We start from the raw sequence: 24,277 nt of genomic DNA, 5'->3' as shown, positions 1-24,277 counted from the left end.
AATTTGTAGTGTCATTTATATTATAATAAAAAAATTATATAATTCAAATAGTAATATATTCTTAATTTGAAAGTGAGGAGATGGATATTGGAAGAGATCAGCTTAAAGGAATATTTTTTAATTCTTAGAAAAAGAATGTGGTTGATTATACTGTTGACAGTACTTTCCGTAGCTGCCAGTGGTTTAGTCAGTTACTTTGTGTTGGAACCAGAATATCAAACCTTTACTACATTGATGGTAGGAAAGCCGAAGGATTATCAAAATGTAGATAGTAAATTAGAATATAACGATTTGTTGTTGAATCAGAAGCTAGTATCTACCTATGGAGAATTGGTGAAGATGCGAGTAGTAGCTGATGAAGTCATTGAAAACTTGAAGCTAAATATATCCTATAAGGAGTTTCGGGAGAAGGTAAATGTAAACCTAGTTAAGGATACGGAGATAATAAAGCTAGAAGTTATGGATACGGATCCAGTATTGGCTGCTAAGATTGCCAACGAGACTGCTCAAGTTTTTATGCAGAATGTTAAGGATATCATGATGGTGGAAAATATACAGGTAATTGATGAAGCTCAAGTACCTGACAACCCTGTTAAACCAAGACCCAATTTAAACATGGCTATAGCTGGTGTATTAGGACTTATGGTAGGAATATTTTTAGTATTCTTGTTGGAGTATTTAGATAGCACTATCAAGACTCCCGATGATGTAGAAAGACATCTAGATTTGCCTGTAATAGGTACTATACCAATGGTAGAGGAAAAATAAATAGGATTTGAGGTGAAAAAATGAAAAGACCAAGGATATTTACCCTAAGAAACCCAAAATCACCTGCTTCCGAGGCCTTTAGAACCTTAAGGACTAATATACAGTTTTATAGCATAGATGATCCAGTTAAGAGTTTGGTAGTTACTTCTTCAGGGCCAGGAGAGGGGAAGAGTACCGTATCAATAAACATTGCAGCTACCATGGCTCAGACGGAAAAGAAGGTTCTTTTAATAGATAGTGATTTAAGAAAGCCTACATTACATAGGGCATTTAATATGAGTAGTTTAAAAGGGTTAACTAATATACTGGTAGAAGATGCGGAGTATACTGACGTATTGTATGAATCAGCGGAAGTAAAGGGATTAGATGTAATAGGTTCAGGCCCTATTCCCCCTAATCCAGCGGAACTTTTGGGTTCAAACAAGATGAAGGCTTTCGTGGAGAGCATGAATGAGAAATATGATATAGTAATTTTAGATGCACCTCCTATAGGCATGGTTACGGATAGTGCTATATTGTCTACCATCGTAGATGGTACTATATTAGTATGTGCTGTTGGTGAAGCAGATATCAATGCTACTAAAAGGGCTAAGGATCTATTGGACAAGGTAAATGCCAATATTTTAGGAGTAGTGCTAAACAAAGTGCCTATCAAGGGTAGTGGATATTACAAATATCACTATAGTCAGTATTATGACTATTCTTATTATAGCGATGGTAAAAGGAGAGGGAAAGCCAAATGATCGATATCCACAGTCATATATTACCTAATGTAGATGATGGTGCAGAGGATATAGAAGAATCCATAGCTATGGCTAGAATATATTTAGATAATGGGATAGAGAAGGTGATAGCTACACCTCACTATATTGAGGGATTTGAAAATAGCTCAAAGGATCAAAATATGATAGCTTTAGAGAAGCTAAAAGAAGCTCTTTATAAAGAAGGACTGGACCTTGATGTATATATAGGGAATGAAATATATACTACTATGGACATGTTTGCTTTATTAGCAGAAGGAAGAGTGGCTACATTGAACAACTCTAGATATGTACTTATAGAGTTTCCCATGTTGGATATGCCTATGTCCACAGATAATATAATATATGAGCTGCTTTTAAAAGGATATGTACCTATAATTGCCCACCCTGAAAGGAATAGGAATATAATAGAAGATCCTAATATATTGTATGAGTTTATAAACAAGGGAGCTCTAGCTCAGTTGAACTTACCCAGTCTAGAAGGAAAATATGGAGAGAGAATCAAGACTACCGGTGAGATACTTCTGAGGCACAATATGATACACTTCGTTGGTACTGATGCTCATTCTAAAAATAGAAGGGCTCCTAATGTGAAGAATAGTTTAAGTTTATTGGAAGGTATAGTAGATAGTAAAACTTTTGAAGAAATAACCTATTTAAATCCTTCGAAAGTAATAGAGGATGAGACTTTTGAACCTAGTGTTCCCATAGAATACAAGGAGTCTGGTGGATTTTTTAATTTTATCAAGGCTAAGATGAATATTTTTTAGGAGGTGTAGTATGAAGAAAATATTAGCAACTGTATTGACAATTTGTATGATGGTGACTCTTTTTATCCCTGGAAGTATGTCCTTTGCAAAGGATATAGACGAAGGGGCTTTGGAAGCTTTTCTAAATGAGTTTGCTGGTGTTAGTGAAAGTACTAGAGAAGCTGGAGCGGGTATATTAAAGGTTTATCTTGAAGATGAACAAAAGGGTATAGAAGATTTAAAAAGGGATCTAAATACTTTTTTAAATGAAGACCATATTAAGACCATTGAAGGAAAAGGCTACACTCTAGACGATGTAAAGAGGGAATTGGATAAATTAGAATCTTGGAGCATGGCAGACAGGATGAAGTTATTAGATTATTTAAGAAAAGGCGATAGTGCAGGAATTAGAAATCTAATAAAAAGTGTAGAATCTGAACCTAGTAGTGGTGGAAGTAATGATAGTAGTACTACAGCCCCATCTACAGGTGGTGGCGGTGGTGGTAGCAGCTCAGGATCTGATAAAATAGGGCCTAAAAAAGAAGAGCCAAAGAAAGAAGAATTACTAGAAGTTCATTTTAAGGATATAGAAAATCACAAGAATAAGGATGAAATAATATTTTTAGCTCAGAGAGGTATTATTGAAGGTAAGACCAAAGAAAGATTTGATCCTGATGGAGAGCTTACTAGGGCGGAGTTTATGACTTTAATACAAAGATTGTTAGGATTAAAGTCAAAGGAAGATAAAACCCTTCCATTTAAGGATGTAAAGGTTGATAGTTGGTACTATGAATATGTAAAGGCAGCCTTTGATAATGGCATCATTGAAGGGACAAGCCCAACTACCTTCAAACCCAATGATAAGGTTACAAGAGAGCAGATGGTAGCTATTATCATAAGGATATTAAAGGATAAAGAACTAATACATACCCTAGAATCGGTAGATAAGGATTTAGAAATGTTTGAGGACTCAAATCAAGTATCTAAGTGGGCAAGAGAGTATATGTTTTATGGTGTAAAATATGGAATAATTGATGGAAGAGACGAAAACAACTTGATTCCAAGACAACCTGCCACAAGAGGAGAAGCAGCCAATATAATTAAAATTTTATATGATATATTAGAAAAACAGGGTAAGTAGGGAAGAAAGACTAAAAAATCAAGGAGGGATTTCATGAGGAAAAGTATTTCATATGTATTAATATTGTCCATTGTACTTAGTATGATACTGCCTATGGGGGTGATGGCGGAGGGAGATTCTGCTAAGGAATTATACGATGCATTGAGAGTAAGATTCAAGGGAATAGATGAATCAGATCTAGTGGACGCTGCCAGTTTATATGGTGTACTGATAAAAGAATGGAATCAAATAATAGGAAATTTAAGTTCTGAAGATCAAAAGTATTTATTAGAAGACAAGGGAATAACTGAAGCTAGTGTTCGGGCATTGGTTAAGGTCCTTAAAAGCAACAAAAATACTGTCAAAAAAGTATTAAAAGAAGATGCAAAATATGAAAATGTAAAAAATGATCTAAGGACATTGGCAGTGGAGTTTTATGGTGAATTGCCAGAAGCAGTAAAGGACAGTATAAATAAATATGCATCTACTCAAGATGCAAAGATACAAGTCCTTGCCAATCTTCTTAATGAATTCCAAAATGATAAATTTGGTAGTGGTGATTATAAGGATGGTAAATGGATTAAATTAAATATTAAATTAGATGATAACCACAGAACGAGGGCTAATAATACTATAAGTAAAAAAACCACTAAGCCGTTGACAGAACAACATCTAAGAATAGCAAATGGTCTAATTTTAGGTACTGTAAGTAGATTAAGTGGAGATAATTTAAATATTGCAGGGGACTTGCTTTATAAAGCTGATTTAATAGGGAAAAATCTAGTACCACCATCCGACCCAGGCACAGGTGGCGGTGGTACAGGTGGCGGTGGCGGAGCCGGTGGTGGCGGTGGCGGCGGAGCACCAAGCACTGGAGGAGCAGCACCAACAACACCAGGGGAAATAAACGTTCCTAAAGATACAACTGAACCAGCTACCGCTACTATAGGCGACGAGGAAGCTACTGTAAAAACAGTAGATGGAGTAGTTAAGGCAGAAGTAAAAGAAGACAAAGCTGTTGCAGCAGTGGAAGCCTTAAGAAAAGAAGCAGGTAAGGACAGAGAAGCTGTATTAGTAGTTAAATTAGACGGTGTAAAGGGAACCAATATTGAAGTATCATTATCCGAGAAGGTATTTACAACTCTATCAAAAGAAAGGGTAGACCTTCATATAATAACAAAGGATGTAGAGTATATAGTACCATCCGATGCATTAGCAAATACTTCAATACCAAAAGACGCTACTGTAAGATTGGTTACCGAAGATGTAGATAAAGATATAGTTAAATCCAATGTAGAAGAACACCATGATGTTAAGAAGGTAGTAGAACTTTATATAGAAATAGTAAAAGGCAACAATATAACAAAGGTAACTAAATTTAAATCCCCTATTACTGTAAAGATAAATGTAAAAGCTTTAGGAAATAAGGATATGTTAGCTGTTTACTATCTAGACGAAGAAGACGATTCCTTAGAATTTGTTACAGGAAAGATAGTAGATGGTAAGGCTATCCTTAGACTAAGCCACTTTAGCAAATATATAATAGTAGAATCTACTAAAACCTTCCCAGATGTTGCAAATCACTGGTCAAAGATATATGTAGAATCTATGGCTGCTAAGAATGTAGTAGGTGGCTACGATGACGGAAACTTTAGACCAGATGCAAAGGTAACTAGGGCAGAATTCTCCAAGATGGTACTACAAGGTCTAGAAGTTGATTTAGTCAGGTATGATGGTGAGTTCAAAGATGTTAATCCTAAGGATTGGTATGCTGACTATGTAGCTACTATGAAGGAATTAGGCTTAGCTAAGGGCTATGATAATGGTACCTTTAAGCCAGATGCAGAGATAACTAGAGCAGAAATGGCAGTTATATTGAGTAGCATCGTAGATGTAGAAGTATCAGAAGAAGAAGTAAATACTATTTTAGGTCAATTTAAAGATGAATCTAGCATACCAGCATGGGCAAAGGAAGCTATAGCAAAGGTAGTTAAAGCTAAAGTTATGGTAGGTAGCAATGGAAACTTTGCTCCAAACAATAACACAACTAGAGCTGAATCCGCTACAACTATATATAGAATATACTAGTAAAAAGAGGTCCTCGGACCTCTTTTTATTCCCAAGTTTCGATCTATGGTTAATTTAGGATATATTTGTCAGAAAAGGTTGAAAAATATGTAAATATGTAATAAAATAGAGCTATAGTGGTTAGATAAATATGGATTATAAAAAAATAATCATATACAATTAGAAGGGAAATTTATATGCATATATATAGAGATAAAATAGATAAAGATCTAGACATAAGCAATATCTCTGATAAGGAGTTATCTAGTATATTAGATGATATGGGTAGAGGACTAATATATGGTTATCTATTATTTGGTAAGGATGTTACCTATGAGATGTTTCTAGAGAAGTTGAAGCTTTACTTGAAGATAATGGACAAGTTAGATTAAAAAAGACAGCGAATCGAATTCGCTGTCTTTTTGATTATCTTCTTCTAATACTACCATCGGTAAAGTAATCTTCCAAGGATTCCTCTACTATATTGCCATTGGTATCCCTAATATACTTTGGTTCGGATTTCAATCTTATCCTGTATTCAGAAGTTACAGGTGGATTTTTGATTTCAATAATCAATATGCTGCTATCCCCAGATTTTAAGTAAGTAGAGTATTCGTTGTATTCTAATATATGTCCATCTTCATACCTTACTATTTCAAGATCATCGCCGAATAGGGATTGGGCTCTGGAATCCAAGGCTTCTGTAAAGGGAAGTTCTATTTTATTGTCCCTAGTATAAAGGTCTCTAATATCATATCTTATTCGTGGTGATACCTTATCATCTATGGAGATGGTTTGAGACTGTACACTTGTATTTAGAGCTGTCTCTATGGAATTGTTTCTTTCGATATATAGATTGTTTTTTATAGTAGTTTCATCATTGTCATTTAAAATAAGTAATACTTCTCTACTGAAATCAGTCTTTACATCGTATATATTTCTACCTGATATACTGAAGTCCCTAGGATCTGCCGATACTATAGGTTGATTGAAGATTACCTTTAGTGTATCTGATTCAATTAGTTCAGCCTTTTCAGCTTTAGCTGCTCCTGTAGTAGCTGATGTGAATTTAAGGGTCATTGGATCTAATAAAACTCCATTAGCTCCCCTAAGTCCACTGACTTGCATTTCTTTAATATTACCTCGATAGCCCACTGAAACGGACTTGCCATCGATTTTATCAGGTAAATTCATCATCAATGTCTTTCCATCTAATAGGGTGAATTCCGTATCCCTTGGTACGTAGGTAAATCTATCATCTAATTTTATCAGATAGTTTTCATAGTTTTCTATGGTTTCTTGATCCATTTCTTTGCTAAAGATGAGAATTATCTGTTTGTCTTCTCCTGAGTAGCTTTCTATAGTTGGCTTTTGCACATCATCCATATTTATCCTATGAACATAGGGTACTAGTCTATTTTTCAAAGGGGTTGTATCATATACATCCTGTATGGCGATGGTATTTTCTCCTATTGGTAGGGGAGAGTATAGATTGATTACGTATTCTCTTCCTGAACCCTCTATGGCTTTAATATTTACTGTTCTGTTATCTTTGTCTTTTATACTATAGAAGGATCTATTTTTTGCTTCTACATTTTTAGTATAGAGGACAGTTATGGATTTGCCATCTTCGCTAACCCTTAAGCCTACAACTTCTGGCGGAGTTTTATCGATTTCTGCCTTTACTTTAATTTCTTCATTGGTCAATCGATTCCCCCAATAGTCTGTTACCCTATCTATATATATGGTTACCTCGTTAGTAGGTAGATTGTTTTTCGAGAAATTCAATATAAGCTTATCATTAGATACTCTTACATCATTGGCGTATCTTTTGGAATACCCAGATTTCCAATAAAAATTGCTCTTTGATATGGAATCTGGATCTATCTCTTTATCAAATTGGACTATGACTTCATCTAAGGTAGCTGCTGCATCTATTATCTTAGGTGCATTTGTGTCTTTTATTATATTAAAGGTAATATTTTGATCTATTCCCTTATAGCCAGCATAGTCTTCTAGGTTGGTTACCGTCAGAATATGACTTCCTTCCTTTGGAGCATAGTAGGAAGAGAAGTATTTCAATGTAATTACATTTTCAACTTGTTCCACCTGGCCAGCTACATTCTTTCCATCGATTTTAAAATTTGATGCTCGAGGGGACTTTACTGGCTCCGATAGATATACCCTTAATCCTTTGTCTCCCAGTTGTTTTACTTCCTTCACTTTAGGAGGTTCGTTGTCATAGGCGGTAAAAACTTCATTTTTTAGGTTTGTTTCTTTGCCATCATGAGATTTTATCCTGCTTGCAGATAATTTATAGTCCCTATTATTTACCATGGTCTCATTTAAGGTAAGGACCACTGTCGTATTATCATCTTCTAGACGGACAGATTTTATCTCTCCAGCGTTGGTATGATAATTGCCAGGAAAAAGAGTAGATACCTTATCTACAGCAGTAGTAAAATTTATGGCTATCTCCTTTAGATTAGTAGCTTTTACATCTGTTGCTTCAAAGGGTACATCTTTAACAGTGATGGTTTTAGCCTGAGTGCTTGAATTGCCGCTAATAAATTTGTATTCATATTTTCCACTTTGAAGGTTTGGTATTTCTACAGAAAAACTACCATCGTTTTTTAGGGCAATATCTAGGATTCGTTCTCCTGATGTGGTGCTTGTAGGAACTGGCTTGATGCTTACCTTTAAGCTTTTTATACCAGTAGCTTTTCCTTCCAATTTCAATGTGTTTTTATCCACAGTTGCTACTGCATCTACATTGAAGGCATCAGGAATATTTAAATTTAATTTTTGAGCTAATGTCATGCTTTCACCCTTTGTAGTAAGTCTAAGGGCGTTTACGGTCATAGCTGCCATCAATCCCCTTTGGACCTCTTGTCTTGGGGTAGTAGTTAGACCTGCCATTAAGCCTAGGCTTTCTGAGAATTTAGGAACATCGTTCCAATTTTTTGCTTCCTCTCCGTATCCTAATGCTCTTAATAGTACTGTTTGAAATTGTTGTACTGTTACCGATTCACTAAACCCAAATCTACTTGGGGTCATACCTACTATCAATTCTTTATCTACTGCCCAAGTGACATAGGGTATATAGAATGGATCTCTTAAATCTGTAAAAGGATTTTTTCCCTTATAGCTTTTGGCAGTGTTCTCCTGTTTATATAGTCTGGATATTAAAACTACCATGTCCTGCCTTTTAAGCTTTTTATCTAACATTAGGTCTCCTGATCCTGAACCTTCTAATACACCTACATTTTTAAGTATTTCTCCTGCTTGATTATGCAAATCCCTTTCGGTGTTAGCTCCGAAAGCTGGAGTAAAGGTAGATAATACCATGATTAATGCTAGAATGAATGATAAATACTTTTTCATAACTATTCTCTCCTTTCTTTGTATTCTACTATAATTATACACTATATAATGGGTATATAATGTTACATTATAATTACAATATATAGGGAGATAGTTTATATAAATAATTGACACATGGAGATTAATAGGATAAAATACTATAGTTATAGTGAAAAATACAAGGAGGATGCGGAGAGATGCCTACAAAGTATATATTTGTTACAGGAGGAGTTGTATCGTCTTTAGGTAAAGGGATTACTGCTGCTAGTTTAGGTCAGCTCTTGAAGAGTAGAGGCCTTAAGGTGACCATCCAAAAATTTGATCCATATATAAATGTGGATCCAGGGACTATGAGCCCTTATCAACATGGAGAGGTGTTTGTAACCGATGACGGAGCGGAAACGGATTTGGATTTAGGTCATTATGAAAGATTTATCGATATAAGTTTAAATAAAAACAGCAATGTAACTACGGGAAAGATCTATTGGTCTGTATTGAATAAGGAAAGAAAAGGGGAGTATGATGGAAGGACTGTTCAGGTGATTCCTCATATTACCAATGAGATAAAGGATCGGATAAAGAGAGCTTCCAAGGATAGGGAAGTAGATATAGTCATTACGGAAATTGGGGGAACCGTAGGAGATATAGAATCTTTGCCATTTTTGGAAGCCATTAGACAGATAAAAAATGATGTAGGTAAGGAAAATGTAATGTATATCCACGTGACATTGGTACCTTATCTATCTAAGGCAGGAGAGTTGAAGACCAAACCTACCCAACATAGCGTGAAGGAGTTAAGGAGTATAGGTATACAACCAGATGTGCTTATCTGTAGGACGGAAATGCCACTATCCCAGGATTTAAAGGATAAAATTGCCTTGTTCTGCGATTTAGATCCAAAAGAGGTAATCGAAAATAGGGATTCAGATTCCATATATGAAATACCTTTAATGCTAGAAGAAGAAGGGCTTCCCCAATTGGTGATAGACCATTTGAATCTAAAGTGTAATGAGCTAGACTTGACAGAATGGACGGATATGGTAGAGAAGATTAAAGCACCAAAGGATAAAGTAGTCGTTGGATTAGTTGGAAAATATATAGAGCTAAAGGATGCCTATCTATCAGTGGCAGAGTCATTGCGCCACGGCGGCATATACAATGATGTAGATGTAGATATTAAATGGATTCATGCAGAGGAGATACATAATGACAATGCAGATGATGTCCTGGGAGATGTAGATGGGATTTTGGTACCAGGAGGTTTTGGCGACAGAGGTATTGATGGTAAAATAGCTGCCGTAAAGTATGCTAGAGAAAACAATATTCCTTATTTTGGCATATGTCTAGGTATGCAGTTGGCAGTGGTAGAATTTGCTAGAAATGTGTTAGGATTAGAGGGGGCCCATAGTGCGGAAATAAACCCAAAGACCCCTTATCCAGTAATAGACTTGATGCCAGAGCAGAAGGATGTTGAAGATTTAGGTGGAACTATGAGGTTGGGATTGCACCCATGTAAGCTGAAAAAGGGAAGTCTAGTATCTAATATATATGATAAAGAATTAATTTACGAAAGACATAGACATAGATATGAGTTCAACAATCTATTTAGAACTAGATTAGAAGAAAATGGCCTTGTTATATCTGGGCTATCCCCTGATGAAAGATTGGTTGAGATAATCGAGCTAAAGGATCATCCTTGGTTTGTAGGCTGTCAATTCCACCCAGAGTTCAAATCCAGACCTACTAAGGCTCATCCATTGTTTAAAGATTTTGTTAGAGCATGTAAGGAGAATAGATAAAAAACAAGACAGGATTTCCTGTCTTGTTTTATTCTGTCCGTATAGCATCTAATGCTGATAGATTCATAGCTCGTTTGGCTGGATAATATCCTGATGCTATACCTATTAAGGTGGAAAAGCCCATAGCTGCAAATACTAGCCATATAGGGATGATGCTTATTTTGGTTTCAGCACCAGTACCCATATAGTCACCAAAATTGGCGCCAAATTTATTTATCAATATGGATAGGCCTTTACTAAAGGCAATACCTATGGTCCCGCCTAGGAGTCCTATCATAGCCGATTCAAATAGGAACAGCCTTTTTATGTCTTTTAAGGAAGCACCTATAACCTTCATTACACCTATTTCCTTTGTCCTTTCATATATGGACATGACCATGGTATTGGTAATGCCTATAGCAGCTACTAGTAAGGATACAGCACCTATTCCACCTAGTACAGCTTGCATTATATTAGAAGTTCTTTTCATCTCTTCTAGAAAATCGCTTAGACTGTAGGCTTCGAAACCCATATCCTTTATCTGCTGTTGAATGTCTTGAACATTTTTTATATCATCTACTTTAATCATGACTTGTTCATATCCTTTTTGTCTACTACCTCTTTGTTGAGAACTTTGCTCTTCTAGTTTTTCCTTATCCTTCATCATCTTTTGAACTACCTCTAAGGGAGCATATATTCCCCAATCCGTTTCCCAATTGCCCTCTTCTAGTACTCCAGCAGCCTTGATCTTATATTCCTTGTATTTAGGTTTATTCATATTTTCCCCTGGTGCAGGCTTCATACCATAGCTAGTATCGAAAGTAAATATCATCCTATCCTTCATCAGATTTATATTCGGTTCTACATATCTTCCACCAGTGGATTTTGGGTCATAAAAACTATGTTCCATACTACCACCAAATACTACGTTTAGATCATCTCCAGCTTGCAATAGCCGACCTTCCTTTAATTTAAAATCGAACTGTTCCATACTGGAAGGATCTATACCTTTAATCGGTACCTGAGAAATATATCTACCGTTGACTATAGTTCCGTAGGTTTCCACTATAGGAGTTACTGCCATAACATGGGGAAGACGCTTAAACTCCATTACCGCCTTATCATCTAAAGTAACCTTTTTATAAGGACCAGTTGGTTGACCTCCTCCAAAATCATCATAGGCTTTGTGGACATTGACGGTGGTTAAACTACCCATTCGAGCTATTTGACCTTGGAAAGCGTCCTGCATACCGAAGCCTAGGGAAAGCATTACCACTATAGATGCGGTACCAATAATTACACCAAGAACAGTTAAAAATGTACGTAGCTTCCTTCTCCACAGATTTTTAAGTCCCATTCGAATTAAATCTGAACTATTCATCTAAAGCCATACCTTTCTCTTTTCTTTTTTTGTAAAATTTAAATCCACCGAAGCCAGCTCCTATTAATATTATAGTTATCCAAAACCATTTGCTTTTAAATAGTTTCTTAATCCCTCGAGCTTCTTCTGGTGGCATATCCTCTGGGAACTCGTCCATAGGCATAGGTTCCATTACATTTAAGGTAAAATCCTCTTTAACTTCGATGGTTTCCCCGCTAGAGTCTTCATAGGTAAATACCAGGGTTCCTGTAATCTCCCCGGGCTCTTGGGGGATTATCATTCCTTCAAAATATTCACTATTTCCAACTTCAAAATTTCCGACATAGTAGTTGCCATTTTCTGTTGGAAAATCTCCTTCTAATTTTACCATCATATTATATAAGGTTACTTTTCCCGTATTGTAGAATTCTACAGATATAGGCGTAGCCTCTCCTGCGAAAGCTTCTGGAGGAATATTCAATTCTCCAATTTCTAATTTAGATTGTTGAATTACTGGTACCCCTATTAGTTCTGTAGCTGTATATTCTTCACCTTTACTATCTTCGTATTCAAAGTTTGCCGTTATAGTATAGGTTTTAGCTTGGGCATCAGGAACGGTAAACATTTTGATGGATTTTTCTACCCTTCCCTTTGGTGGAATGCTGTCAATGTAGAAGGTATTGCTACTTTCTACTGGGGTGAACACATTGCCTCCGCCGCTATTGCCATTTGGATCGGTCTTTTCATCTGCAGTTAGGAATATTTTAATGTTTTTTACTGCTTTTTCCTTGTTAGTATTGAAGAAGGATAGGTTCATGGTAAAGTTTTCTCCTGCCTTTACGATAGAGGGTTCAAAATTATACTTGTCTATTATCAATTTTGGTTTACCCTTGGGGCTATCCTCTTCATCCTCCTTAGGATTGTTAACGTATATGCCTACATATTGGGTTAATAGATACTTGTTTTCAGTACCTTGATTTAATTCATCTTCATATTCGATGGAAATATTAATAGGATAATTTCTAGTCTCTGCATCTTTAGTTGGGGTGAATATGAAGGTTAAGTGTTCTGATTTATCAGCTTCCAGTAGATTGATCTTTTTAATACTTGCAGTTTTAGGTACTACTGATGGGTCTCCGCTTTCTACTTTTACTATTATGTTGGAAGCCTCCAACTTTCCGTTGTTTACAAGATCAAAGCCTAGTAGAAAATCATTTCCCGGTCTAATCCCCGTTGTAGGATAGTCTAGATTGTCTATTTGTATATTGGAACTGGTGCCAGATTTTCCCCCTACATTTATGTATATATTTTGAACATCTTCTAGGGTGTTTCTCTGGCTATCCTTGTAGGAAAGCTTTACGCCTATTTCATGGCTACCTCGTCTAATATTGTTAGCAGCCTTTAAATCAAACACTACCGCACCTACGGCATGACCGCCAAGTCTATTGACGTAGGCTACATTGGATCCACTTCCTACATAAAAACCTTCACTACTCTTTAGGCCTTCAAGGGAGACGGATATATCCCTAGCATCTATAGATCCTTTATTTTCAAGAATTAGGCTGACCCTTGCAGAACCTCCAGGACCTATTTCCTTTGGATTAGTGGATACCTCTTTTATCATGATTTTAGGTGGTGTGCTTCTTCCAGTAACCCTTACATATACTATTTCCTCGTGGGTGCCATCGTAGTCATAAGCATTTTTAAATCTGAAATTAAGTTTAATAGGATAACTTCCAGGCATAGCATTGGGGGCGATGGCCAATTTAAACTTGACGTTGACGGAGCTATTTCCATTGATCTGGGGTATAGTCTCAGAAGTAGTTAAGCTGCTTACGGTAAAGGGATTGTTTTCCGCAGTAAACTCTGGTGTAATAACTACATTTTTAGCTTGATAACCAGTATTTTTTAGATTGAAAGATAATGTCATGGTGCTACCGGCATCTCCACTAGGGATTTGACTGTTTTCTATACTAAATATTGGCATTAGAGTAGATCTGTCGAATCTATCCCTATCATCATCTTCATCTGCTAGTACTACCGTAGTTAGTTGTGATAATATTAACAATAATGCCAAAATTACACTAATAAATTTTTTCATCTATTTTACATCCTCCTTTATTTGATTTTCTACTATTTTTTCAATACTACCATCTCTAATATAGACTATTCGGTGGGCATAACTAGATATTTCTACATCGTGGGTTACTATGATTAGGGTTTGGCGATTTTCCCTTGCCATACCTGTTATCAAATCCATTACTTCCATGGTGGTCTTAGTATCTAAGTTTCCTGTAGGCTCATCGGCAAATACTATTTTAGGTTTACCGACGAAGGCCCGAGCAATACTAACCCTTTGTTGTTGTCCACCGCTCATCTCCGAAGGCTTGTGGTTGAGCCTGTCTCCTAATCCTACGGATTGAAGCATTTCTTTAGCTAATTTGTCCCTTTTTTTCCTGGGGACGCCTCTAAAGGTTAGGCCTAGGCTTACATTTTCCATAGCTGAAAGGGTAGGGATTAGATTATAGGATTGAAATACAAATCCAATATTAAGCTGGCGGAATTTAGCCAGTTGCTTCTCGTTCATCTTCTCCACGTGTTTATCACCTATTATTATTTCACCTTTGGTGGGCTTTTCCAACCCTGCCATCATATTGAGAAGGGTACTCTTGCCAGATCCAGAGGTGCCTAACAAACAGACTATTTCCTCTTGATCGATGGAGAGACTTATGTTGTTTAATGCAACGATTTTTTCATCTCCCATTTTGTACACTTTTCTCACATTATTAAGTACTATTAGATCGTCCAATAAAAATTTCACCTCCACCCAAAATATAGCTTAATTCATTTTATCATAGTACAGTGCATAAAATAGTTACAATATTGTTAAGATTGGAAGGAAAGGTAAAGTCTTAATTGACAAGGTTGGGACTGGGTTGTTATAATTACCATAATAAGGCCTGACCGACCAGTCAGTCAACAAAATAATTATTTAGAAAAGAGGTAATAGAATGCTGTCTAAATTTAGTGTAAGAAAACCTTATACAGTAGTTGTAGCGGTAATTATAGTATTAATCTTAGGAATTATTTCCTTCATGAACTTAAATACCGATTTGCTTCCTAGTATAGACTTACCCTATATAGTAATAATGACCGGCTATCCAGGGGCAAGTCCAGAAGAAGTAGAAATGATAGTAACTAAACCTATTGAACAGGCTGTTGCTACAGTTAATAATATTAAGAATGTAAGCTCCCTATCTAGGGAGAACTCATCTGTTGTCATATTGGAGTTCAATAACGATACCAATATGGACTCGGCAACTATAGAGATCAATAGTATGTTGGATTTGATTAAGCCTGCTTGGGATGATTATGGCATTAACTCTCCTATGCTTATGAGACTGAATCCAGATATGTTGCCAGTTATGATATCGGCAGTAGATGTAAAGGATTTGGATATAGTAGAAATTTCCGAAATGGTAAGGGAAAATATAATCCCAGAATTGGAAAGTGTAAATGGAGTAGCATCTGTAAATGGAGTAGGATTATTGGAGGAGAAGATTGAAGTACTTATAGATGACGAGAAGATAGAGGAATTAAATAAAAAGATATTAGATACAGTGGACTCTGAACTATCAGAAGCAGAAGATCAATTGACCAAGGCACAAAAAGAGATTGAGGATGGAAAATCAAAGCTGGCTTCAGAAGAAGAAAAACATACAAAGGAATTATCTCAAGGAGAAAAAGCCATAGCTACAGCCAAAGAGCAGATAGCTTTAGCAGAATCCAAAATATCCACAGGAAAATCTGAACTAGCTAAGACTAGAGACCAACTAAAGGATGCTTTAATAGAGATAAATAAAAACCAGGAAGAATTGAAGGCAGCAGAGGAAGGTCTATTAGCCTTAGGGGACAATCTAAGGGAAGAAGACAAAATAAAATTAGAAGGTATAAGAAAAAATTTGGAACTGCTTTCACAAAAGAAGGATGAGACCACAAAGGGGATTGAAACAGTAACTGCTAAGCTTGAAGAGATAGAAAGGGAAGAGGATACCCTAAAATCAAAAAAGGCTGAAATAGCAACTAGAGAACAGGAGCTAAAAACAGGAAAGCTTCAGCTAACCATGGAGATGGATAAGGCCAAGGCTCAACTGGAAAGCGGAGAAGAAACATTAAACAAGAAAATGGAAGAGTTTGAAAAGGCTAAAGATGAGGCTTTTAAAAAGGCTTCTTTAGACGGTGCTATAACTACCGATATGATATCAGGTATGTTAGCTGCCCAGAACTTCTCCATGCCTGCTGGCTATGTGTCAGAAGAGGAAGGTACAAAACAGCTGGTAAAGGTAGGGGATAAAATCGAAGATGTAGATCATATGGAGAAATTGTTGTTATTTGATACTGGGGAAGATGTCATCGGGAATATCTACCTAAAGGATGTGGCAGACGTATCCATAAAGGATGATGCTGAAGATATATATGCTAAAGTAAATGGCAACGATGCAGTAATATTGGTAATGCAAAAACAAAGTACTTTTTTAACTTCGGATATATCCAAGGCTATTAGGGAAAAAGCTGAAGAACTATCTACGGAATATGAAGGCTTAACCTTTACCAATCTAATGGATCAGGGCATGTATATAGATATAGTTGTGGATTCAGTATTGAAAAATATAATCTATGGAGGAATATTGGCTATAGTAGTCCTTATATTATTCCTTAGGGATTTAAAACCTACTTTCATAATAGCCGTATCCATACCCATAAGTATAATATTTGCAATTGCAATGATGTATTTTACTGGAGTCACTATAAACATCATCTCCTTGGCAGGATTGGCTTTGGGAGTAGGTATGTTAGTAGACAACTCCATAGTGGTTATCGAAAACATTTATCGGCTACGCCATGAAGGTTTGGGCATAAAAGAAGCGGCTATAGAAGGGGCAAGGGAGATTTCAGGAGCAATTATCGTGTCTACCCTTACTACAGCTTGTGTGTTTTTACCCATAGTATTTATTGAAGGAATTTCACGACAGCTATTTACAGACATGGGCTTGACAATAGCCTATTCTTTGTTGGCAAGTCTTCTAGTAGCTCTTACACTGGTACCTACTATGGCATCAGGTATGTTAAAGAAGACCAATGAAAAAGAAAGACATAGTTTTGATAAGTTTAAAAATGGTTATGAGAAGCTTCTTAGAGGTTCCTTAAGACATAGGGGTATTGTAATGACCGTTGTTGCAGTTCTATTAGTAGTAAGTGTATTTGGTGGATTGTCTATGGGAACAGCTTTTATACCAGAAATGGATGCCCCACAGATGTCTATGTCCATACAGATGCCTAAAGGATTCAACACCCAGGATACAAGGGATATGGCAGACACTGTAACAGAGCGATTACTTGAAATAGATGAGATTCAAACCATCGGAGCTTTTCATAGTGATACTATGAGTAGTTTAGGCGGTGAAGCAGAAGGGAATGTAGTTTCTTTATATTTACTGCTAGATGAGGATAAGGATATAAGCAATGATGATATTAAGCGAAATATACTTGAATTAACAGACGATCTTGATTGTACTGTATCGGTAAGTTCAAGCAATATGGATATGTCTACAGTAGTGGGTTCGGGAGTAGAATTGATAATAAAAGGTAAAGACATAGATACATTGCAAGATATAGCAGGGGATATGGTGAAGCTGTTGGAAGAAACAGAAGGAGTTGTGGAAATAGATGATGGTATAGAGGAAAATTTGACGGAAATTAGGATCGTAGTCGACAAGGAAAAAGCAATGGAAAATGGATTAACTGTAGCCCAGGTATTCTCTCATGTTAATTCCATTATAGGTAAAGAAAAGACCTCTACCACATTATCTACTAAAAACAAGGACTATCCAGTGATAGTATTGAACAAAAAAGATAAACATATGACTAAGGATGATTTAGAGGATTTAACTATAAAGGTTAAAAAGAATGGAGAAGAGGTAGAAGTACCTATAGGTGATATTGCCGCTATATCTGAAGCTCAAGGTCTATCATCTATAAGAAGGGATTCTCAGGAAAGATTTATATCCGTTGTTGGAGAAATAGATGTTGATCATAATATAGGCCTTGTAAGCCGTGAGGTTGAAAAGAAATTGAAGGATTACCAGGCGCCTGAAGGATATAAGGTTGAATTGACAGGAGAAAGGGAGAGGATAAATGAGTCCCTATGGGATCTAGGTAAGATGATATTGTTGGCTATTGTATTGATCTATTTAATCATGGTAGCCCAGTTCCAATCTCTACTATCCCCTTTTATAATACTGTTTACAATACCCTTAGCCTTTACCGGTGGACTATTGGCTTTAGTTATTACAGGATATGAGATAAGTTTAATAGCTATGTTAGGATTCCTTGTTCTAAGTGGTATAGTAGTAAACAACGGTATAGTATTTGTAGACTACACCAATCAATTACGAGGAAAAGGGCTGGATAAAACAGAAGCCTTGGTATTGGCAGGTAAAACCCGTATGAGACCAATACTTATGACAGCTATTACTACTATATTTGGACTATCTACCCTGTCTGTAGGCGTTGGAACAGGGGCTGAGATGATACAGCCTTTAGCCATAGTATCCATAGGTGGATTGACCTATGCTACAATACTCACTTTATTTGTAGTACCAGTAATGTATCATTTACTCAACAAGGACAATCCAGATGAAAATTCTATGGAGATAGAAGGATAGGTGAAAACTAATGATGGAGAATAGAAGAGAAAGCATACTAGATGCAGCTACAGATGTTTTTTCTAAATATGGTTTTTTTGGAGCTAAGATGGAAGATATTGCCAAAAGGGCAGGCATAGGAAAAGGCACCATCTATGGTTATTTTGATAGCAAGGAAGCTCTCTTCTATGAGATGATAAAGCATGGAATAGAGGAGTATGAAAAAGGCCTAGATAGAGCACTAGATGTAGATGGTACTTTAGAGGATAAGCTATATGCTTTATGTATGTTTCATGGAAAATATTTAAGCAGATATATAGATATTAGTCAGATAATAATGACTGAAAAGGAAGTATTATCAAAGGAACTGACTTGGGAGATAGTAGATGAGAAAGTTCAGCTGTTCAATAGGATACGAAAAGCTGTTGAAGAATCTATCCGTAGGAAAGAATTGAGACAGGATATAGATCCCCAATTGGCAACTACAATAATCATAGGCTCCATAGGACAATTCTATGGTCAGAAGATCTGCTATGAGAAAGAGAACTACAAGGATATAAACCCAAAAGATTTAATAAATACCATATTAGAAGGACTAAAATAGAATATTACAAACATGTTACAAATAACTATCAAAAACGGTGCCTGGCACCGTTTTTGATAGTTATTATTTTTGTTTATAGTTGGATATAAAGTATAGATAAAGTTAATTGGTATTATGATTTTACTGATGATATAATCCATACTTGGAATAGGGCATTTGTAGGATAAAGTGTGTAAAAAATAACGATCTCTAAACTTCTTCTAGGAAAGGTGATAGGATGTATGATTTTGACAGTTTTTTAGAAAGGCGTGGAACAAAATCTGCAAAATGGGACAATTTAGAGGAACAATTTGGAGCAGAGGACCTACTTCCTCTATGGATTGCAGATATGGATTTTCCAGCTTCTCCAGCTATTACAGCTGCTTTAGAAAATAGGGTCAAACATGGTATCTATGGTTATACATGTTGTGATGATGAATATTGTGACTCAGTTGTGGGATGGATGAAAAGGAGACATAATTGGGATATCAAAAAGGAATGGATTGTATTTACCCCTGGAGTTGTACCAGCCCTTAGCTATGCTATAAGGGCTTTTACTAAGCCGGGAGATAATATTATTGTTCAAAGCCCAGTATATCATCCTTTTTATTACACTATAGAGAATAATGAACGCCATATAATTACTAATCCCTTAATATATAAAGATAATAGGTATTATATGGATTATGAAGATCTACTGAATAAAATAAATCCTAAGACTAAGTTGTTAATATTGTGTAGTCCTCACAACCCTGTTGGAAGGGTTTGGACTAAAGAGGAATTAGCCAAACTTGGTGAGATTTGCTTAAAGAACAACATAATAATTATTTCTGATGAAATTCACTTTGATTTAGTATACAAGGGAAATAATCACACCGTAATGGCTAATATTTCCCCAGAAATTAGAGATAACTGTATAGTATGTACTGCACCAAGTAAATCTTTCAACATAGCAGGATTACAAGTTTCCAATATTATAATTCCTAATGAGGATCTAAGGAAAAGATATAATATGGAATTGGAAAAGGACCATATTGGGAGACCCAATGTATTTGGACAAACAGCGTTAATAGCTGCTTACAATGAATCAGAAGATTGGCTAGATTCTCTAATGGAATATTTAGAACAAAACAAGAATTTTTTTATAGATTTTATTGAGAGAAAAATCCCTCAACTTAAAGTGGTAGAACCAGAAGGTACATATTTACTTTGGATGGATTGCTCTGGATTAGGCATGGACTCTGAAGAATTAAGGGATTTTTTCATCAACAAATGTAGACTAGCACTAAACCATGGTGGGATGTTTGGAGAGGAAGGCAAATTGTTTCAAAGGGTTAACATAGCTTGTCCTCGTTCCATTTTAGAAGAAGCATTAAATAGAATGGAGAAGGCTATAGATGACAGAAGCTAATATGAATATTAGAGAAATAGTAAAAAAACATGAACAATACACAATAACCCTCAGGAGATGGTTTCACCAATTTCCAGAGTTAAGTGGTAAGGAAAAGATGACTCACCAAAAAATTGCCAGTGAACTATCAAATGCAAATATAGAATATAAAACTGTAGGCAATTATGGCATCATAGGTATTTTAAGAGGTGCTAGTCCAGGGAAAACTGTTTTATTAAGGGCTGATATGGATGCTCTTCCGATTGAGGAGAGTAAATATAATCTCAGCAACGAAAGAGATATTGTATCAAAAGTCGATGGAGTTTCCCATATGTGTGGTCACGATTGTCATATGGCAATTATGCTTACTGTTGCAAAGATACTTGCTAGTATGAAGGATAGAGTAAAGGGAACTGTGTTATTTTGCTTTGAATCAGGGGAAGAAGACGGTTCAGGGGTTAAGGATATGATAGAGTTTTTAAAGAATGTAAGGGTTGATGGGGTATGGGGAATCCATGTTAGGTCAGATTTGCCTTCAGAGAGGATCTCTGTAAATAGTGGGGTTAGGATGTCCGGGTCTTCAAAATTTAATGTAATTGTAAGAGGAAAGGGAGGTCATGGCTCTAGGCCAGACCAAACAATAGATCCTATAAACTGCACTGCCCAAATATTGTGTAATCTATCATCAATACAATCACGTATAGTTGATCCTAGGGATACGGTAGTTTTAACAGTTGGGAAATTACATGCAGGTGAAGCCATAAATATTATCCCAGAAACCGCAAGCTTTGGTGGCACTATAAGATTTTATGATAATAGCAATGAGAAACAAGTTAAAAATGCTTTTTATACAATAGTAAACAATGTAGCTGCTGCCAATAATTGCAGCGTAACAATAGACTATGATGGACCAAAGCCACCAGTTGTAAACGATCCTATACTTTCAAAAATTGCAGAGAAATCAATAGAGAAGGCTATTGGAAAAGAAGCTTTGCTGGATACACAGCCATGGTTAGCATCGGATACTATAGGACGCTATACTAGCAGATATCCTGGAGTATATGCTTTTTTGGGCATAAAAAATGAAAGATTAGGATCAGGAGCTTCCCATCATAATTCAAAATTCGATGTAGATGAGAGTAGTTTAGCTGTAGGAGTAGCGGCCACTGTACAATTTGTGATTGATTTTTTAAATAATAATTAAACTGTTAGGAGGATATTGACATGAAAAGAAATAGATTAGTATATTTATTAATTATGGTTTTAACTATCGCTATAGTATTTACAGGATGTGGTAAGGAAGAAGATGTAAGTAGTAATGAACCTAATGAAACTAATGAACAAGCGAAAGTAGAAAAGGTAATCAAAGTTGGAGCAAAAGAAGATGGACAGCCATATATATTTAAAGAAGATGGAGTCGTAAAAGGTTTTGAAGCTGATATGTGGAAAGAAATATGCAAAAGAACAGGCTGGGAAATAGAGTATGAATTTAACAGTATTAGTGGCCTTTTTGGACTATTAGACAATGGACAGATTGATACAATAAGTCACTTCTTAGGTAAAACAGAACAGAGATTAGAAAAATATGATTTCACAGATACTTATGCTCATGCTGTATTGCAATTAATGGTAAAGAGTGATGCTGATGAGATAAAAAACATTGAAGATTTGTATGGGAAAACTGTAGGAGTAGCTTTGGGATCGGCTGCAGCAGGAGTGATACAAGATCTTGATCCAGATGGAAAAATAGAATTAAAACCTTACGAAGAGTTTAGAAATATACCCCAGGATGTTGAGATGGAAAGAATAGATGCATATTTTGGAAACACCATAACAATGCTTGGAGATATTGAAAAAATGGATCTAGATTGTAAGATAAATCCTTTGGTGTTGCATGCAACAGAAGTTGCCTATCCTTTTAGGAAAGATGACGAAGAATCTGCAAAGATAATAGAGGAATTGAATAAGGTGTTGAAAGAAATGAATGAAGATGGAACAATTGCTAAGTTATCTGAGAAATGGTTAAAAATAGATGTGACCAGTTTCAACAACGATTAGATGATTTTTATATTTAATTAAAATTGGATTGAACTTATATTTTGAAAGGCTGGATTATATGAACTTTAGTACGAGTTATTTTTTGGAGGTATTTCCTAAAATACTAAAAGGTTTAGATGTTACTTTTACTATGACTTTTTTTAGTTTTATAATTAGTCTTGTAATAGGTATAGTAATTACTTTAATTTATAAATACAAGATAAAAATACTATATCAAATGGCTTTAGTATATGTATCTTTTTTTAGGGGAACACCGGTAATAGCCCAACTTTTTTTCATGTATTTTGGGCTACCTAATTTTATAACCCCTTTAAGAAATATGAATGCATATATGGCAGCAACATTAACCATAGGTCTTAATATGTCTGCCTATGTGGCAGAAACGATAAGAGGTTCTGTAGCAGCCGTAGATAAAGGACAAATTGAAGCTGGGCTATCAATAGGTATGACCTACTATCAAATTGTAAATAAGATTGTAATTCCACAAGCTGCAAGAATTGCTATACCGCCCTTGACAAACAATCTTATTATGACATTAAAGGGAACTGCTGTAGCTTTTACCATTGGTGTAACGGAAATAATGGGGAAAGCAAAGATTGAAGCATCAGATTCCTATAGGTTTTTCGAGTGCTATGCAGTAGCAATGATAATTTATTGGGTAATAGTAGTAATTTTAACCTATATCCAAAAGATTTTAGAAGAGAAAATGAACAAGGGCTATTAGCAGGAGTGATAATATGATTAAAATAAGGAATTTAAGTAAAAGTTTTGGCGAACTAAAAGTATTAAAAGATATAAACTTAGAGGTGAAAAAAGGCGAGGTTGTTGCTATAATTGGTCCGTCAGGCACAGGAAAATCTACTCTATTAAGATGTATTAACTATTTAGAAGAACCTGAAGAAGGTGAAATCGAAATCGATGGTTTCAAAGTCAATGCTAAAAACATCACTAGAAAAGAAATATATGAATTGAGGAAGAAAACTTCCATGGTTTTTCAAACCTATAATCTTTTTAAAAATAAGACTGCTTTGGAAAATGTCATGGAACCCTTAACTACCGTAAAAAGGATAGATAGAAAAGTTGCTGAAAAGAAAGCATTAAATATATTGGATGCTGTAGGATTATTAGACAAGAAAGATTTTTACCCATCTAAGCTTTCAGGAGGTCAACAACAAAGAGTAGGTATAGGAAGGGCTATGGCTGTAGAACCAAAGGTAATGCTTTTTGATGAACCTACATCTGCATTAGATCCAGAGCTTGTAGGAGAAGTTTTAGATGTAATAAGGAGCTTAGCCGAGAATCATACTACTATGTTAATAGTCACTCATGAGATGGATTTTGCTAGAAATGTAGCTGATAAGATAATATTTATGGATGATGGAAGCATTGCAGAACTAGGCTCACCAGAGCAGATATTTAACAATGCTCAAAACCTTAGAACTGCTCAGTTTCTTAAGCAAGTAGTCCGTAAAAATTAGAACTATATTACAAATATATTACAAATAACTATCAAAAACGGTGCCTGGCACCGTTTTTGATAGTTATTACTTTTATTTTAATAATACATGATATTAGA

At 35.7% G+C, this 24,277-nt stretch carries 18 protein-coding genes; 14 read left to right on the top strand and 4 right to left on the bottom strand.

Annotation, left to right across the window (positions count from 1 at the left end; all coding sequences use genetic code 11):
* Nucleotides 1-87: 87 nt before the first annotated feature.
* The 6 genes from C3E88_RS01450 to C3E88_RS01425 all read left to right on the top strand — a co-directional run bounded on the left by C3E88_RS01450 (nt 88) and on the right by C3E88_RS01425 (nt 5,857).
* A complete protein-coding gene (locus tag C3E88_RS01450) occupies nt 88-768 on the top strand; it encodes a YveK family protein (RefSeq protein WP_236908266.1) in 681 nt (226 codons plus the stop codon).
* 20 nt (nt 769-788) lie between these two features.
* Nucleotides 789-1,511, top strand: a complete 723-nt coding sequence (locus C3E88_RS01445; RefSeq protein ID WP_236908265.1) for a CpsD/CapB family tyrosine-protein kinase — start codon at nt 789-791, stop codon at nt 1,509-1,511.
* Entirely contained in the window at nt 1,508-2,299 is a 792-nt protein-coding gene (locus C3E88_RS01440) for a tyrosine-protein phosphatase (protein WP_236908264.1), read from the top strand. The genes C3E88_RS01445 and C3E88_RS01440 overlap by 4 nt, the downstream gene beginning before the upstream one ends.
* A gap of 10 nt (nt 2,300-2,309) precedes the next feature.
* A complete protein-coding gene (locus C3E88_RS01435; protein WP_236908263.1) occupies nt 2,310-3,419 on the top strand; it encodes an S-layer homology domain-containing protein in 1,110 nt (369 codons plus the stop codon).
* Between the two features lie 33 nt (nt 3,420-3,452).
* Nucleotides 3,453-5,486 (top strand): S-layer homology domain-containing protein, encoded by a 2,034-nt coding sequence (locus tag C3E88_RS01430; protein ID WP_236908262.1) that lies wholly within the window; start codon nt 3,453-3,455, stop codon nt 5,484-5,486.
* Nucleotides 5,487-5,662: 176 nt separating this feature from the next.
* Complete coding sequence (locus tag C3E88_RS01425) at nt 5,663-5,857, top strand: hypothetical protein (protein WP_236908261.1); 195 nt, start codon at nt 5,663-5,665, stop codon at nt 5,855-5,857.
* 34 nt (nt 5,858-5,891) lie between these two features.
* Here the strand turns inward: C3E88_RS01425 and C3E88_RS01420 are convergent, their stop codons facing one another.
* Nucleotides 5,892-8,849, bottom strand: coding sequence for an Ig-like domain-containing protein (locus C3E88_RS01420; RefSeq protein WP_236908260.1), 2,958 nt, complete (start codon nt 8,847-8,849; stop codon nt 5,892-5,894).
* A gap of 176 nt (nt 8,850-9,025) precedes the next feature.
* On the opposite strand from C3E88_RS01420, the gene C3E88_RS01415 reads away from it, so the two are divergent.
* On the top strand, nt 9,026-10,627 hold the full coding sequence (locus C3E88_RS01415) for a CTP synthase (protein WP_236908259.1): 1,602 nt from the start codon (nt 9,026-9,028) through the stop codon (nt 10,625-10,627).
* A 28-nt stretch (nt 10,628-10,655) separates the two neighbouring features.
* On the opposite strand, the gene C3E88_RS01410 is transcribed toward C3E88_RS01415, so the two are convergent.
* From C3E88_RS01410 to C3E88_RS01400, 3 genes are read right to left on the bottom strand one after another with little or no spacing between them, the layout of a single operon-like run.
* Entirely contained in the window at nt 10,656-11,987 is a 1,332-nt protein-coding gene (locus C3E88_RS01410) for an ABC transporter permease (protein WP_236908258.1), read from the bottom strand.
* A complete protein-coding gene (locus C3E88_RS01405) occupies nt 11,980-14,067 on the bottom strand; it encodes a COG1361 S-layer family protein (protein ID WP_236908257.1) in 2,088 nt (695 codons plus the stop codon). Before C3E88_RS01405 ends, C3E88_RS01410 begins: the two co-directional genes overlap by 8 nt.
* A complete protein-coding gene (locus C3E88_RS01400; protein WP_442870624.1) occupies nt 14,068-14,730 on the bottom strand; it encodes an ABC transporter ATP-binding protein in 663 nt (220 codons plus the stop codon).
* 247 nt (nt 14,731-14,977) lie between these two features.
* On the opposite strand from C3E88_RS01400, the gene C3E88_RS01395 reads away from it, so the two are divergent.
* The 7 genes from C3E88_RS01395 (at nt 14,978) to C3E88_RS01365 (ending at nt 24,179) form a co-directional block, all read left to right on the top strand.
* Complete coding sequence (locus C3E88_RS01395) at nt 14,978-18,691, top strand: efflux RND transporter permease subunit (RefSeq protein WP_236908255.1); 3,714 nt, start codon at nt 14,978-14,980, stop codon at nt 18,689-18,691.
* A gap of 13 nt (nt 18,692-18,704) precedes the next feature.
* Complete coding sequence (locus C3E88_RS01390) at nt 18,705-19,274, top strand: TetR/AcrR family transcriptional regulator (protein WP_236908254.1); 570 nt, start codon at nt 18,705-18,707, stop codon at nt 19,272-19,274.
* Nucleotides 19,275-19,491: 217 nt separating this feature from the next.
* Complete coding sequence (locus tag C3E88_RS01385; RefSeq protein ID WP_236908253.1) at nt 19,492-20,664, top strand: MalY/PatB family protein; 1,173 nt, start codon at nt 19,492-19,494, stop codon at nt 20,662-20,664.
* Nucleotides 20,651-21,847: a M20 metallopeptidase family protein gene (locus tag C3E88_RS01380; protein ID WP_236908252.1), complete on the top strand. Its 1,197-nt coding sequence runs from the start codon at nt 20,651-20,653 to the stop codon at nt 21,845-21,847. Before C3E88_RS01385 ends, C3E88_RS01380 begins: the two co-directional genes overlap by 14 nt.
* A gap of 20 nt (nt 21,848-21,867) precedes the next feature.
* Nucleotides 21,868-22,701: a transporter substrate-binding domain-containing protein gene (locus C3E88_RS01375; RefSeq protein WP_236908251.1), complete on the top strand. Its 834-nt coding sequence runs from the start codon at nt 21,868-21,870 to the stop codon at nt 22,699-22,701.
* 58 nt (nt 22,702-22,759) lie between these two features.
* Complete coding sequence (locus C3E88_RS01370) at nt 22,760-23,425, top strand: amino acid ABC transporter permease (protein WP_236908250.1); 666 nt, start codon at nt 22,760-22,762, stop codon at nt 23,423-23,425.
* Between the two features lie 13 nt (nt 23,426-23,438).
* Nucleotides 23,439-24,179, top strand: a complete 741-nt coding sequence (locus C3E88_RS01365) for an amino acid ABC transporter ATP-binding protein (protein WP_236908249.1) — start codon at nt 23,439-23,441, stop codon at nt 24,177-24,179.
* Nucleotides 24,180-24,277: the final 98 nt, after the last annotated feature.

It is taken from the genome of Clostridium sp. Cult3 (assembly GCF_021655115.1).
GTDB lineage: Bacteria > Bacillota > Clostridia > Tissierellales > Tepidimicrobiaceae > PPXY01.
This window is presented reverse-complemented; position numbering and strand designations above follow the sequence as displayed.

Bases quoted from the DNA above. Each gene is read 5' to 3' on its own strand.
- C3E88_RS01445 (WP_236908265.1), top strand. From the start codon at position 789: ATGAAAAGACCAAGGATATTTACCCTAAGAAACCCAAAATCACCTGCT.
- C3E88_RS01440 (WP_236908264.1), top strand. From the start codon at position 1,508: ATGATCGATATCCACAGTCATATATTACCTAATGTAGATGATGGTGCA.
- C3E88_RS01435 (WP_236908263.1), top strand. From the start codon at position 2,310: ATGAAGAAAATATTAGCAACTGTATTGACAATTTGTATGATGGTGACT.
- C3E88_RS01430 (WP_236908262.1), top strand. From the start codon at position 3,453: ATGAGGAAAAGTATTTCATATGTATTAATATTGTCCATTGTACTTAGT.
- C3E88_RS01425 (WP_236908261.1), top strand. From the start codon at position 5,663: ATGCATATATATAGAGATAAAATAGATAAAGATCTAGACATAAGCAAT.
- C3E88_RS01420 (WP_236908260.1), bottom strand. From the start codon at position 8,849: ATGAAAAAGTATTTATCATTCATTCTAGCATTAATCATGGTATTATCT.
- C3E88_RS01415 (WP_236908259.1), top strand. From the start codon at position 9,026: ATGCCTACAAAGTATATATTTGTTACAGGAGGAGTTGTATCGTCTTTA.
- C3E88_RS01410 (WP_236908258.1), bottom strand. From the start codon at position 11,987: ATGAATAGTTCAGATTTAATTCGAATGGGACTTAAAAATCTGTGGAGA.
- C3E88_RS01405 (WP_236908257.1), bottom strand. From the start codon at position 14,067: ATGAAAAAATTTATTAGTGTAATTTTGGCATTATTGTTAATATTATCA.
- C3E88_RS01400 (WP_442870624.1), bottom strand. From the start codon at position 14,730: ATGGGAGATGAAAAAATCGTTGCATTAAACAACATAAGTCTCTCCATC.
- C3E88_RS01395 (WP_236908255.1), top strand. From the start codon at position 14,978: ATGCTGTCTAAATTTAGTGTAAGAAAACCTTATACAGTAGTTGTAGCG.
- C3E88_RS01390 (WP_236908254.1), top strand. From the start codon at position 18,705: ATGGAGAATAGAAGAGAAAGCATACTAGATGCAGCTACAGATGTTTTT.
- C3E88_RS01385 (WP_236908253.1), top strand. From the start codon at position 19,492: ATGTATGATTTTGACAGTTTTTTAGAAAGGCGTGGAACAAAATCTGCA.
- C3E88_RS01380 (WP_236908252.1), top strand. From the start codon at position 20,651: ATGACAGAAGCTAATATGAATATTAGAGAAATAGTAAAAAAACATGAA.
- C3E88_RS01375 (WP_236908251.1), top strand. From the start codon at position 21,868: ATGAAAAGAAATAGATTAGTATATTTATTAATTATGGTTTTAACTATC.
- C3E88_RS01370 (WP_236908250.1), top strand. From the start codon at position 22,760: ATGAACTTTAGTACGAGTTATTTTTTGGAGGTATTTCCTAAAATACTA.
- C3E88_RS01365 (WP_236908249.1), top strand. From the start codon at position 23,439: ATGATTAAAATAAGGAATTTAAGTAAAAGTTTTGGCGAACTAAAAGTA.